Annotated in this window: 16 protein-coding genes and 1 other annotated feature; of the genes, 9 read left to right on the top strand and 7 right to left on the bottom strand. The window is 50.7% G+C overall.

Going from position 1 to position 13115, the window contains the following annotated elements; translation table 11 throughout:
- Positions 1-5 precede the first annotated feature (5 nt).
- A complete protein-coding gene (cedA, locus tag OGY13_RS14320; protein ID WP_071992542.1) occupies positions 6-269 on the top strand; it encodes a cell division activator CedA in 264 nt (87 codons plus the stop codon).
- Positions 270-332: 63 nt separating this feature from the next.
- On the opposite strand, the gene tcyP is transcribed toward cedA, so the two are convergent.
- The 4 genes from tcyP to hxpB all read right to left on the bottom strand — a co-directional run bounded on the left by tcyP (position 333) and on the right by hxpB (position 4119).
- Positions 333-1724 (bottom strand): cystine/sulfocysteine:cation symporter, encoded by a 1392-nt coding sequence (gene tcyP / locus OGY13_RS14315; RefSeq protein ID WP_006684833.1) that lies wholly within the window; start codon positions 1722-1724, stop codon positions 333-335.
- Positions 1725-1859: 135 nt separating this feature from the next.
- A complete protein-coding gene (locus tag OGY13_RS14310; RefSeq protein ID WP_008784570.1) occupies positions 1860-2459 on the bottom strand; it encodes a metal-dependent hydrolase in 600 nt (199 codons plus the stop codon).
- An 83-nt stretch (positions 2460-2542) separates the two neighbouring features.
- The gene (gene kduD, locus OGY13_RS14305; RefSeq protein ID WP_213752546.1) at positions 2543-3304 is read right to left on the bottom strand and encodes a 2-dehydro-3-deoxy-D-gluconate 5-dehydrogenase KduD; all 762 of its coding nucleotides are present in this window, start codon (positions 3302-3304) and stop codon (positions 2543-2545) included.
- A gap of 146 nt (positions 3305-3450) precedes the next feature.
- Positions 3451-4119 carry a hexitol phosphatase HxpB gene (gene hxpB, locus OGY13_RS14300; protein ID WP_213752547.1) on the bottom strand — a complete coding sequence of 223 codons (669 nt, stop codon included), beginning with the start codon at positions 4117-4119 and terminating at the stop codon, positions 3451-3453.
- A 166-nt stretch (positions 4120-4285) separates the two neighbouring features.
- Between hxpB and OGY13_RS14295 the strand changes: the two genes are divergently transcribed.
- Complete coding sequence (locus OGY13_RS14295; protein ID WP_008784573.1) at positions 4286-4822, top strand: YniB family protein; 537 nt, start codon at positions 4286-4288, stop codon at positions 4820-4822.
- A gap of 64 nt (positions 4823-4886) precedes the next feature.
- Here the strand turns inward: OGY13_RS14295 and OGY13_RS14290 are convergent, their stop codons facing one another.
- Positions 4887-5747, bottom strand: a complete 861-nt coding sequence (locus tag OGY13_RS14290; protein ID WP_103285100.1) for a fructosamine kinase family protein — start codon at positions 5745-5747, stop codon at positions 4887-4889.
- Between the two features lie 270 nt (positions 5748-6017).
- Positions 6018-6947 (bottom strand): 6-phosphofructokinase II, encoded by a 930-nt coding sequence (pfkB, locus tag OGY13_RS14285; RefSeq protein ID WP_100272567.1) that lies wholly within the window; start codon positions 6945-6947, stop codon positions 6018-6020.
- 287 nt (positions 6948-7234) lie between these two features.
- Between pfkB and OGY13_RS14280 the strand changes: the two genes are divergently transcribed.
- On the top strand, positions 7235-7993 hold the full coding sequence (locus OGY13_RS14280; protein ID WP_003832568.1) for a DUF481 domain-containing protein: 759 nt from the start codon (positions 7235-7237) through the stop codon (positions 7991-7993).
- Positions 7994-8157: 164 nt separating this feature from the next.
- On the opposite strand, the gene yniD is transcribed toward OGY13_RS14280, so the two are convergent.
- Positions 8158-8265, bottom strand: a complete 108-nt coding sequence (gene yniD, locus OGY13_RS14275; protein WP_003030590.1) for a small membrane protein YniD — start codon at positions 8263-8265, stop codon at positions 8158-8160.
- A gap of 304 nt (positions 8266-8569) precedes the next feature.
- Here yniD and thrS point away from each other — a divergent pair, with 304 nt between their 5' ends.
- The 6 genes from thrS (at position 8570) to pheS (ending at position 13103) form a co-directional block, all read left to right on the top strand.
- Positions 8570-10498: a threonine--tRNA ligase gene (gene thrS, locus OGY13_RS14270; protein ID WP_003832572.1), complete on the top strand. Its 1929-nt coding sequence runs from the start codon at positions 8570-8572 to the stop codon at positions 10496-10498.
- Positions 10499-10501: 3 nt separating this feature from the next.
- Positions 10502-11044 carry a translation initiation factor IF-3 gene (gene infC, locus OGY13_RS14265; RefSeq protein ID WP_048997935.1) on the top strand — a complete coding sequence of 181 codons (543 nt, stop codon included), beginning with the start codon at positions 10502-10504 and terminating at the stop codon, positions 11042-11044.
- Between the two features lie 96 nt (positions 11045-11140).
- The gene (gene rpmI, locus OGY13_RS14260; protein ID WP_003030583.1) at positions 11141-11338 is read left to right on the top strand and encodes a 50S ribosomal protein L35; all 198 of its coding nucleotides are present in this window, start codon (positions 11141-11143) and stop codon (positions 11336-11338) included.
- A gap of 55 nt (positions 11339-11393) precedes the next feature.
- The gene (gene rplT, locus OGY13_RS14255) at positions 11394-11750 is read left to right on the top strand and encodes a 50S ribosomal protein L20 (protein WP_003030578.1); all 357 of its coding nucleotides are present in this window, start codon (positions 11394-11396) and stop codon (positions 11748-11750) included.
- 120 nt (positions 11751-11870) lie between these two features.
- Positions 11871-11995, top strand: a sequence feature (Phe leader region).
- Positions 11876-11920, top strand: coding sequence for a pheST operon leader peptide PheM (gene pheM, locus OGY13_RS14250; RefSeq protein WP_001386830.1), 45 nt, complete (start codon positions 11876-11878; stop codon positions 11918-11920). Its footprint overlaps the feature before it by 45 nt.
- 124 nt (positions 11996-12119) lie before the next feature.
- Positions 12120-13103 (top strand): phenylalanine--tRNA ligase subunit alpha, encoded by a 984-nt coding sequence (gene pheS, locus OGY13_RS14245; protein WP_003832580.1) that lies wholly within the window; start codon positions 12120-12122, stop codon positions 13101-13103.
- The last annotated feature ends 12 nt before the right edge of the window (positions 13104-13115 follow it).

Genomic DNA, 13115 nt, shown 5'->3' with positions numbered 1-13115 from the left:
AGAATTTGTCTTTAGTGAAGCAACTGATTATGAAACCTCTTCGCCAACAAAATCGTCCGGTTATCAGCTATGTTCCTCGCGTGGAGCCCGCGCCACCAGAGCATGCGATTAAAATGGATGCGTTTCGTGACGTATGGATACTACGCGGAAAATATGTCGCTTTTGTCTTAATGGGGGAGGCGTTTCAACGTTCGCCTGCATTTACGGTCCCGGAATCAGCACAGCGCTGGGCTAATCAGATTCGCCAGGAAAATGAACTAAGCGATTAATGGATATAAAAAAACCGCAGGAGCATGACACTCCGGCGGTTTTTTGTTTTTTAGCTGACAGACTTAGCGATGCGCCAGTTCGGCGTTATCGTCGCTGTCCAGAATCGTTTTATCAGTCTGCTTGAGCCATTGGCTGGTCAGCGTACCGGCAGTCATGGAACCGCTTACGTTCAGCGCGGTACGACCCATATCGATCAGCGGCTCAACGGAGATCAGCAGCGCAACCAGCGTGACCGGCAGACCCATAGCGGGCAGGACGATCAGCGCGGCAAATGTTGCACCGCCACCCACACCCGCAACCCCTGCGGAGCTCACGGTCACGATACCAACCAGCGTGGCAATCCACATTGGGTCCAGTGGGTTGATACCGACGGTCGGTGCAACCATTACTGCCAGCATTGCCGGGTACAGGCCCGCACAACCGTTCTGACCAATCGTGGCACCAAACGAGGCGGCAAATGAGGCGATGGATTCAGGCACGCCCAGACGACGGGTCTGCGCTTCAACGTTCAGCGGAATTGAGGCTGCGCTGGAACGGCTGGTGAATGCGAACGTCAGCACTGGCCATACCTTGCGGAAGTATTTTAACGGGCTAACGCCGTTCACACCCAGCAGGATCCCGTGTACCACGAACATAATGCCCAGACCGAGATAAGAGGCCACGACGAAGCTACCCAGCTTGATGATGTCCTGCAGGTTGGAACCCGCAACCACTTTGGTCATCAGCGCCAGAACACCGTACGGCGTCAACTGCATCACCAGACGAACCAGTTTCATCACCCAGCTTTGCAGGGTATCGATAGCGACCAGAACGCGCTCGCCTTTTGGTGCATCATCTTTCAGCAGTTTCAGTGCGGCTACACCCAGGAATGCCGCGAAGATAACCACGCTGATAATCGACGTCGGGTTCGCGCCAGTCAGATCGGCAAACGGGTTTTTCGGAATAAACGACAGCACCAGTTGCGGAACGCTGAGGTCAGCCACTTTGCCAACATAGTTGGTTTCAATCGCGTTCAGACGGGCGGTTTCGGCACCACCTTGCACCAGACCTTCGGCGGTCAGGCCGAACAGGTTGGTCACCAGAACCCCTACCAGCGCGGCAATCAGCGTGGTAAACAGCAGCGTTCCGATGGTCAGGAAGCTGATTTTACCTAACTGAGAGGCGTTATGCAGACGTGCAACGGCGCTGAGAATAGACGCAAATACCAGCGGCATAACAATCATCTGCAGCAGTTGGACATAGCCGTTGCCGACAATGTTGAACCACTGTACTGAATCTTTAAGAACCTGGCTGTCGGAGCCATAAATGGTGTGCAGGGCAAGGCCGAACACGACACCCATGACCAGACCGACCAGTACTTTTTTGGCCAGACTCCACTGTTTGTGACGGGCTTGCGCCAGCACGAACAGCAGCACTACGAACACGATAATGTTCGCGATTAATGGAAAGTTCATCCCCGTTCTCCTGATCTTATTATGCGTATCACCGTTTAAAGGTGATTCTGTTGGCGCAAGATTAGCAGAACTGTGACTTGCCTCTTATATTCAAATGGAATTGTTTATACCTAAAATGACTTTTTGGCTGATTTATTAGTCAATCTGATGCGTTATGAAACGATTGAACTGCATTTGTAGCGTATTAATCATCTGCGAAGACCAGCGTACCGCGCTGTTCTCTTGTACGGTCTGCGGCATCCAGATTGCCCACGCGAACAGTGCCATGCACAGAAACCGCTCCAGTTGATTGCCTTTTTGCGGCACAAGGATGGGCAGACGAAAACGCCAGCGGCAGGGCCAAAGCAGGGGAACGCCTGCTGGAGTCAGCATGTCAGCCAGAATGTGACTAAGATAGCCGAGTACCATACCTTGTAAGGCATCGGCCGGTATTATCCAGGTATCCGGGACTTTCAGGTAGAACGTGGCCAGCAGGGCAAAAACCGCCAGCAGGCTATGCGTAAACCCGCGATGGCCAAATGCGCGGGCAATGGGTTTTGATATCCACTTCAGACGCTGTCCCAGCAGAGATTTGGGATGATCGATATCCGGCAGCAGGCACGTTAAAATGGCTGAAGGAACAATATGCCACCAGTCACCCTGCGCAAGAACGGGCGTTAGCTCGGCATTCTTGGCAAATACCGCACAGGCAATAGAAAAAAGAAGGTGGCCTTCCGCCGTCATGATAAAACCCAATAAACTGTCGATTCATACAGTATAGGGGTTTTATACAGTAGGCGGAAGAGGTGACGTTGTAACCCTATGTCACAAGTGCGCCTTTACCGCGCCAGCCAACCGCCATCCACCGCCAGCGTATAGCCATGAATATAGTCAGAGGCGGGACTTGCAAGGAAAACGACCGGGCCTTTCAGGTCATTTGGCGTGCCCCAGCGCCCTGCGGGAATACGATCGACAATCTCCTGATTACGCTCGCTGTCTGCGCGCAGTTGCTGGGTGTTGTTGGTCGCCATATAGCCGGGCGCGATAGCATTGACATTAATTCCTTTGGCCGCCCATTCATTGGCGAGCAGGCGGGTGATGCCCAGAACGCCGCTTTTTGATGCGGTATAGGAAGGTACACGGATACCCCCCTGAAAAGAGAGCATCGAGGCAATGTTAATGATTTTTCCGCCATTGCCCTGAGCCAGAAACTGACGCGCCACAGCCTGCGACAGAAAGAAAACGGATTTGAGATTCAGATTCATCACGTCATCCCAATCTTTTTCACTGAAGTCCAGTGCATCCTGACGGCGTATAGTTCCTGCATTGTTGACCAGAATATCGACCCGGCCAAACGCCGATACCGTTTGTGTCACGATGCTGGTGAGAGCATCTTGTTGACTGAGGTCGGCCTGAATGGCCATAAAGCGTCGACCGAAGGCGTTAATTTTCTCTGCTGTTTCATGCGGTATTTTACGATTCACGCCGACTACATCGCAGCCCGCTTCAGCCAGCGCCACTGCCATACCCTGCCCGAGGCCGGTGTCACATCCAGTGACGATGGCGACTTTACCCTCGAGACGAAAAGCTTCCTGAATCATGTTTACCTCAACTATTTATGTCATTAACGCTTGCGCTATAGGGCAAGGATAGGAGAGGTTAAACAGAAATACAATTAAAAATGAAACGGCGTTTTAAAATAGAGAGTCTGAAAAGACGGGCAATACGATCATTGCCCGTTACAGGATTAGCCGCGCAGATGGGCGGCTGTGAGTTCGGTGAGCGAGGTTAGTTTGACGTCGGCAAGCACGAAGCGAGGATCGTCCTGATTCTCATGCGCTGGTACGACGATGGAACGCATACGGGCAGCTTTCGAGGCAATCATGCCGTTCACTGAGTCTTCCAGTGCTACGCAGTTTAACGGGTCAATGCCCAGTTTTGCCGCACAATCGAGGTAAACTTGCGGGTGCGGTTTGCTGTAAGGCAGTTTTTCTGCAGAAGCCAGCGCGTCGAAGTCATCGCGCAGATCAAACATGGTCAGCACTTTTTCCAGCATATGTAGCGGCGAGGCGGATGCCAGTCCTACTTTGATTCCCTGAGATTTGCACATTGCCACAGCTTCACGAACGCCTGGCAGCAGCGGTTTTGTCTCTTCAACCAACGCAATGGCCCGGGTAATGATGCGCTCGGTGACTTCCTGACGTGAGGGGCCGTTCCAGGGTTGCTGCGCAAACCACAAATCAACCACCATGTCGATGCGTAAGCCAAGGGTATCGGGAAGTTCATGGCGGCGGGAGATATCAACGCCTAAACTTGCTATCACATCCAGTTCAGCCTGATCCCAAAGCGGTTCAGAATCGACCAGTAACCCATCCATATCGAAAATTGCAGCAAGAATTTGACGCGGGGTTGACATTACAACCTCTCCTTTACGGTGATAAAAGGGATTAGAGCCAGCCTGGACGGACTCTGAGCGTTCATTATGGCTAATTCAGCAGTATACCGCCTTTAAAGATCAGGCGAAAACGGTAATCAACGGGTAAACTTAGGCCAAAATGACACGTCTTAATCAAGGGGAACTCATGACGTATCAACAAGCTGGACGCATTGCCATCTTGAAAAGGCTGGTGGGATGGGTGGTTTTCATTCCCGCGCTGATTTCAACGCTGGTTTCAGTACTGAAGTTTATGTACGCGCACAGCGAAAAGCAGGAAGGGATTAACGCGGTCATGCTCGATTTTGCCCATGTGATGATCGACATGATGCGGGTGAACACACCTTTTCTTAACGTGTTCTGGTATAACTCGCCAACGCCCGATTTTCAAAGTGGACTGAATCTCGTTTTTTGGCTGATATTCATTCTGATTTTTATCGGCCTGGCGTTGCAGGACTCAGGCGCCAGAATGAGCCGCCAGGCGCGTTTCTTACGCGAAGGCGTTGAGGATCAGCTAATTCTGGAACAAGCAAAGGGCAGTGAAGGATTATCCCGCGAGCAACTTGAGTCGCGAATTGTGGTACCGCACCATACGATCTTCTTACAAATTTTCCCGCTTTATATTCTGCCGGTGATCGTTATCGTGATCGGCTACTTCTTCTTCTCACTGCTGGGCTTTTTGTAAGTGCCACTCTATCGGGCCTGCCACGTTGCGAAACGGCAGGCCTGATAAGCAACACGGTACGTCGTTAAGCCGACAGTAATCTATCCAGCGCTTTCTGCGCCACAACCAAATGCTGTCCCCCGAACAGAATTGCCCGATTCAGCAGCGTATAGAGCTGGTAGATTGGCTGCCTGTCGAGAAAATCCAGCGGTAGTGGCGAGACAGACTGGTAACCGTCATAAATTTGCGGCGGCTGATCGGTATGTAACGGCAGCATTGCCAGGTCACACTCTCTGTCCCCCCAGTAGCAGGCAGGGTCAAAGATGTACGGACCGTTCGGGCCGAGGGCGCAGTTCCCGGACCACAAATCACCGTGCAGGAGAGACGGCTGCGGCTGATGAGAAGAGAGACGTTGCTGGACATGTTCGACGATGGCGTCAATATTGCCAAACGCAATGCCTTTTTCAGCGGCGAGTTCCAGCTGCCAGCCTATACGCTGCTCAGCGAAAAAGGTTGACCAGCGACGTTGCCAGGTATTTGGCTGCGGCGTGGTAGAGAGCGCGTTATCGAAGTCGAGACCAAACTGAGGCTGGTCGCTCCATTCGTGCAAATGCGCAAGCTGTTGACCGAGGATAAACGCGTTATGCGCATCAAGCGGACGGGGAGGGAGGAAATCCATCACCAGAAAGCTGTAATCTCTGTCTGCGCCTACTGCCCAGACTTTCGGTACAGATACAGTTTGACTGCGGGAAAGTAGCTCCAGCTGATCGGCTTCTGCCGTAAAGCCGGTTAACAGCTCTCTTTCATCGCATTTGACGAAAAAATCTCGCCCCGCATAGCGTAAATGCCATGCGGCGTGGATCTCTCCGCCGGGCAGTTCATTACGCAGTTCGATTTCGCCTTCACCTAATTGCTCGCTTAAAAGACGACTGATAGCCTGCCACATGATGTCTCTCCCCATGTTGTCTGCCAGATCATAAGGTTAGCGCAAGAATGCGGTTAAAAAACACGAACTGACGCACACCACGGACGCGTCATCGCTGGAAAGGCACTTAATGTTTGTCGCTCTTCTTCACCTCGCACCGTTGTGGAGACGTCTGACTGCACATGATTCACTTCTTTGTAATCACGTGATTTTTTATCATAGTCGCATAACACCCATGCTGACAGTTTTACGCGAGAATCCCCCTTTTTCTTCAAAAGAGGGACGGTGTTATTACTGAGCGAGATACGAATATATTTTTTGCGTGTCGTCCAAAGAGCACAGGCGAGTACCCTGATTCAGCGTTGCTGCGCTGCCCGCGGCGACACCGTAACGGACAATATCCTCAAAAGGCGCGTTCTCTGCCAGTTTAAGCGTCATGGCCCCGACCATACTGTCGCCTGCACCTACGGTACTTTGACTTTTCACCGGTGGCGGAACCACCTGAACGCAGGTATCGCGATCTACACCCAGCGCCCCTTGCGGCCCAAGCGATACCACAACGCGGTGCGCTTTTCCGCTTTGCACGATTTCCTGCGCGGCCTTGCGCACATCATCGGGCTGTGTCAGTTCGCGGTTTACCAGCGCACTCAGTTCTTTGAGGTTGGGTTTGACCAGTTCGATATTGCCGATGGCTAACGCCGCCGTCAGTGCTTCGCCTGAACTGTCGACAATACAGCGGATCCCCTGTTTTTGTGCGGTGGTAATGAGTCGGGTCAACTTCTCAAGCTGTACGCCGGGCGGCAAACTGCCGCTGATGACCAGCAGCGCACCAGACTCAATTTCCAGCACCTGATCCTGAAGCTGGTAGAACTCTTCATCGGTCAGCGCAGCGCCTGGCATGACAAAACGATATTGTTCGCCGCTGGACTCCACGTGGACATGAAGATTTTGTCGGGTCCAGTCTTTGGCTTCGACGGTAGATACGGGAACATTTTCGTCGGCGAGCAATGCAACAAGATGTTCTCCGGTTGCTCCCCCCGCGGGGAAAATCGCTGTTGCGGTTCCGCCAAGATGGGCAATTGCGCGAGCGACGTTGATACCGCCGCCGCCGGGTTCAAAAACCGGCGAGGTACAACGAAGCTTACCTTCCGGGTAAATTTGCGGGGTGATTGTTGCGCTATCGAGAGAGGGCGCAAGTGTTAACGTATAGATACGTACCATCTTTACCTCCTGTTAGGCTGAACTCAGTCTGGCACTTAACCTCCCGAAAGTGAAGTAATTAACAACATGATTTTTCATATCTTTATTTAAAATTATCGTCATAAAGATATATAAATAAAATAAAGGTTTAGGAACGCTCTTATTCAAAAAATGAAATAAGAATTTATTGCTATGTTATTCGAGTCTTTTTATAATTTGTTACCTTTCAAGGGTCTTTTGTCATTGATCCATATGAAAGTTTCCGAGACCGTAATGGTCTCTTTTTTTGTTGTACGGACTCTTAATAAATGAAGCTTTTGAAGACAGTGCCCGCAGCATTACTGCTGACGGGAGGCCTGCTTGCGTCAATGCATGCTGTAGCCGATGATTCCGTTTTTACTGTCATGGATGACCCTTCCAGCGCGAAAAAACCCTTTGAAGGTAACCTGAACGCGGGATATCTCGCCCAGTCAGGCAACACAAAAAGTTCTTCTTTAACCGCAGATACCACCATGACCTGGTACGGCCAAACGACGGCATGGTCTCTGTGGGGAAATGCCAGCAATACCTCCTCAAATGATGAGCGTTCATCGGAGAAATATGCCGTAGGTGGCCGTAGTCGTTACAACATGACCGACTATGACTATCTCTTTGGACAGGCAAGCTGGTTGACCGACCGCTACAACGGCTACCGCGAGCGTGACGTGCTGACAGCGGGTTATGGTCGTCAGTTCCTCAACGGACCTGTACACAGCTTCCGTTTCGAATTCGGTCCTGGCGTGCGCTATGACGAGCACACGGATGGCACCACCGAAACACAGCCGTTGGGCTATGCGTCCGGGGCCTATGCTTGGCAGATGACGGACAATACCAAGTTTACTCAGGGTGTGTCGGTATTCGGCGCTGACGATACCACGCTCAACTCTGAAACTGCCCTGAACGTTGCCATCAACGAGCACTTTGGGTTAAAGGTGGCTTACAACGTGACCTGGAACTCTGAACCGCCGGCAACAGCGCCGGAGCATACCGATCGCCGTACGACAGTTTCCCTCGGCTATCGGATGTAATGACAAGCCGGGTCAAATAAATGACCTGGCTTTCCTAAATTAAAGTTAAGTTTATTTAATATTTAATTTGCGTTTTATTTTTTTACCTGGCCATAACGCGCTATTTTCAGACTAATTCGATTAATCGATAAATAAACGAAACCGGAACAGTGGGGGAGCGTCATTTAGCCCCAGATCATCGCAGCCCAGCGCAGCATCAACATGGCCGCACAAATAACGAGCAGAATCACAACCATCTTCCAGTGTTTCTTCGCAAAGCGATTTGTGGGCATTGTTTTTTTCCTGCTCAGGTTAGATGACTTTGTGCAAGTGTAACAAAGACGGTTGGGTGTCAGTGAATTGATTTACATCATAGAGCGCGCGTTGATTGTTGCTTTGATCGACCCGTAATGCCGTGTACACTGTCAAACGGTGTTATCAAAAAGCGGGTGTAGGTCCAGTGTGGTCTTTAAGGCAACCAGTGACATATTTCGCAGAGTGAAGCGGGAATCAGCCCACACCTTTTTGATAATTTTAAATATTGAATCTTTGTATGTGATCTTACGTGTGGGTCACCACTGCAAATAAGGATATAACATGCCTGTTATTACTCTTCCTGATGGCAGCCAACGCCATTACGACCACGCTGTAAGCCCCATGGATGTTGCGCTGGACATCGGTCCAGGTCTGGCGAAAGCCACTATTGCTGGCCGTGTTGACGGTGAGCTGGTAGATGCTTCCGATCTGATTGAGCATGATGCGAAACTCTCCATCATCACCGCGAAGGATGAAGAAGGTCTGGAGATCATTCGTCACTCCTGTGCGCACCTGTTAGGGCACGCGATCAAACAACTCTGGCCGCACACCAAAATGGCGATCGGACCGGTTGTTGATAACGGTTTTTACTACGATATCGATCTTGACCGTACGTTAACCCAGGAAGACGTCGACGCGCTCGAGAAGCGGATGCACGAGCTCGCTGAGAAAAACTACGATGTCATTAAGAAGAAAGTCAGCTGGTACGAAGCGCGTGAAACCTTCGTGAAGCGTGGCGAGACCTATAAAGTCTCCATTCTTGATGAAAACATTGCCCATGATGACAAGCCTGGCTTGTACCATCATGAAGAATATGTCGATATGTGCCGTGGCCCGCACGTGCCGAACATGCGCTTCTGCCATCACTTCAAACTGATGAAGACCGCAGGGGCATACTGGCGTGGCGACAGCAATAACAAGATGCTGCAGCGTATTTATGGTACTGCATGGGCAGATAAAAAAGCCCTGAATGCCTACCTGCAACGTCTGGAAGAAGCGGCCAAACGCGATCACCGTAAAATCGGTAAACAGCTTGACCTGTATCATATGCAGGAAGAAGCACCGGGTATGGTGTTCTGGCACAACGATGGCTGGACTATCTTCCGTGAACTGGAAGTATTCGTTCGTTCAAAACTGAAAGAATACCAGTATCAGGAAGTGAAAGGCCCATTCATGATGGACCGCGTGCTGTGGGAAAAAACAGGTCACTGGGATAACTACAAAGATGCGATGTTCACCACCTCTTCTGAGAACCGTGAATACTGCATTAAGCCAATGAACTGCCCAGGCCACGTGCAGATCTTTAATCAGGGTCTGAAATCCTATCGCGATCTGCCGCTGCGTATGGCTGAGTTTGGTAGCTGCCACCGTAATGAACCGTCAGGTGCGCTGCATGGCCTGATGCGTGTTCGTGGCTTCACTCAAGATGATGCACATATCTTCTGTACTGAAGAGCAGATTCGTGATGAAGTTAACGCGTGCATTCGTATGGTCTACGATATGTACAGCACCTTTGGCTTCGAGAAAATCGTCGTCAAACTGTCCACTCGCCCCGAAAAACGTATCGGTAGCGATGAAATGTGGGACCGTGCTGAAGCTGACCTGGCCGTTGCGCTGGAAGAAAACAACATCCCGTTTGAGTTCCAACTGGGTGAGGGCGCGTTCTACGGTCCGAAAATTGAATTTACCCTGTATGACTGCCTCGATCGTGCATGGCAGTGCGGTACTGTACAGCTGGACTTCTCCCTGCCGTCCCGTTTAAGCGCCTCTTACGTTGGCGAAAACAACGAGCGTCAGGTTCCGGTTATGATTCACCGTGCAATTCTTGGGTCAATGGAACGTTTCATCGGTATCCTGACCGAAGAGTTCGCTGGCTTCTTCCCGACCTGGCTCGCGCCGGTTCAGGTTGTGGTCATGAACATCACCGATTCTCAGTCTGAATACGTTAACGAATTAACGCAGAAACTACAAAATGCGGGTATTCGTGTAAAAGCAGACTTGAGAAATGAGAAGATTGGCTTTAAAATCCGCGAGCACACTTTACGTCGTGTCCCTTACATGTTGGTCTGTGGCGACAAAGAGGTAGAAGCAGGCAAAGTTGCCGTGCGCACCCGTCGTGGCAAAGACTTGGGCAGCCTGGACGTAAATGAAGTGATTGAGAAGCTGCAACAAGAGATTCGCAGCCGCAGTCTTCAACAACTGGAGGAATAAGGTATTAAAGGCGGAAAACGAGTTCAAACGGCACGTCCGAATCGTATCAATGGCGAGATTCGCGCCCTGGAAGTTCGCTTAACAGGTCTGGAAGGCGAAGCTTTGGGTATTGTGAGTCTGAGAGAAGCGATCGAAAAAGCTGAAGAAGCTGGAGTAGATTTAGTTGAAATCAGCCCTAACGCCGAACCGCCAGTTTGTCGTATTATGGACTACGGCAAGTTCCTTTATGAAAAGAGTAAGTCTTCTAAGGAACAGAAGAAAAAGCAAAAAGTTATCCAGGTTAAGGAAATTAAATTCCGTCCTGGCACCGACGATGGCGATTACCAGGTAAAACTCCGCAGCCTGGTACGCTTTCTGGAAGATGGCGATAAGGCTAAGATCACGCTGCGTTTTCGCGGTCGTGAGATGGCCCACCAACAGATCGGTATGGAAGTGCTCAACCGCGTCCGTGACGATCTGAGTGAACTGGCAGTAGTCGAATCCTTCCCTACGAAGATCGAAGGCCGCCAGATGATCATGGTGCTCGCTCCTAAGAAGAAACAGTAAGGCCTTCAAGTAGCAATGTCTGTGGAGCCTACGGGTTCCACAGCCGTTGTTCGCCTACGTTTCGTTTATTAACAATGCGAAGTGGAAGTTATTAAAATGCCAAAAATTAAGACCGTACGCGGTGCTGCTAAGCGTTTCAAAAAAACCGGTGGTGGTGGATTTAAGCGTAAGCACGCAAACCTGCGTCATATTCTGACCAAAAAATCTACTAAGCGTAAACGTCACCTGCGTCCAAAAGGCCTCGTGTCTAAAGGCGATCTGGGTCTGGTTATCGCGTGCCTGCCGTACGCATAAGCCGTTAACGTTTAATTCATTTTTTTACTAAGAATATAGATACAGGAGAGCACATATGGCTCGCGTAAAACGTGGTGTAGTTGCCCGTGCACGTCACAAGAAAATTTTGAAACAAGCTAAAGGCTACTACGGTGCGCGTTCTCGCGTATACCGCGTTGCCTTCCAGGCTGTTATCAAAGCTGGTCAGTACGCTTATCGTGACCGTCGTCAGAAAAAGCGTCAGTTCCGTCAACTGTGGATTGCGCGTATCAACGCAGCAGCACGTCAGAACGGTATTTCTTACAGCAAATTCATCAACGGCCTGAAAAAAGCCTCTGTTGAAATCGACCGTAAGATCCTGGCTGACATCGCAGTATTCGACAAAGTAGCGTTCACCGCTCTGGTCGAAAAAGCGAAAGCAGCTCTGGCATAAGCCGGTGAAAAGAGGGAGCCTGGCTCCCTCTCTTTTATTTGTAGTGCAATCAATTAGTTGACAATTTATCCGTAAGCCTTTTCAATAAAGGTTGTCCGGTTTTTACCACACAAGGTAACGCAAGCATGAATGCTGCTATTTTCCGCTTCTTCTTTTACTTTAGCACCTGAACTCAGGAGGCTTGCGCGTGAAAGAAGAAACGGAAAACAGCGCCTAAAAGCCTCCCTGGTGGAGGCTTTTTTTATACGCGTCATCTTTCAAGTTGTCTCTGTATTGGCTGCATTCGCTCTTTGGCCGCGTTGATACAACTTGAATGATTTTGCGTATATACGAGCGACTAGTGAATATCGCAACATAACGAGGAAAACCATGTCACATCTCGCAGAGCTGGTTGCCAGTGCAACGGCCGCCATTAACCAGGCTTCAGATGTTGCCGCGTTAGACAATGTCCGCGTCGAATATTTGGGCAAGAAAGGGCACTTGACCCTTCAGATGACAACCCTGCGCGAACTGCCGCCAGAAGAGCGCCCGGCAGCAGGTGCGGTGATTAACGAAGCCAAAGAGCAGGTACAGCAAGCGCTGAACGCGCGTAAGGCCGAATTAGAAAGCGCTGCGCTGAATGCTCGTCTGGCTGAAGAAACGATCGATATTTCCCTTCCTGGGCGTCGTATCGAAAACGGCGGTCTGCACCCGGTGACGCGTACAATCGACAGGATTGAAAGTTTCTTCGGTGAGCTGGGCTTTACCGTGGCGACCGGTCCGGAAATCGAAGATGACTATCATAACTTCGATGCGCTCAACATTCCTGGCCATCACCCGGCGCGCGCTGACCACGACACTTTCTGGTTTGACGCGACGCGTCTGCTGCGCACACAGACTTCCGGCGTGCAGATCCGCACCATGAAAGAAAAACAGCCGCCGATCCGTATTATCGCCCCGGGCCGCGTATATCGTAACGATTACGATCAGACTCACACCCCAATGTTCCACCAGATGGAAGGGCTGATTGTTGATACCAACATCAATTTCACCAACCTGAAAGGCACACTGCACGATTTCCTGCGCAACTTCTTTGAAGAAGACCTGCAGGTTCGTTTCCGTCCTTCCTACTTCCCGTTCACTGAACCATCTGCGGAAGTTGACGTGATGGGCAAAAACGGCAAATGGCTGGAAGTGCTGGGCTGCGGGATGGTTCACCCGAACGTGTTGCGTAATGTTGGCATCGATCCGGAAATCTATTCCGGCTTTGCATTCGGTATGGGTATGGAGCGTCTGACCATGCTGCGTTACGGCGTTACCGATCTGCGTTCTTTCTTCGAAAACGATCTGCGTTTCCTCAAACAGTTTAAATAAAGGCAGGATAAA

It is taken from the genome of Citrobacter sp. Cpo045 (assembly GCF_030332875.1).
GTDB classification, from domain to species: domain Bacteria; phylum Pseudomonadota; class Gammaproteobacteria; order Enterobacterales; family Enterobacteriaceae; genus Citrobacter; species Citrobacter portucalensis.
The sequence above is the reverse complement of the archived record's forward strand: the minus strand, read 5'-3'. Positions and strand labels throughout refer to the sequence as shown.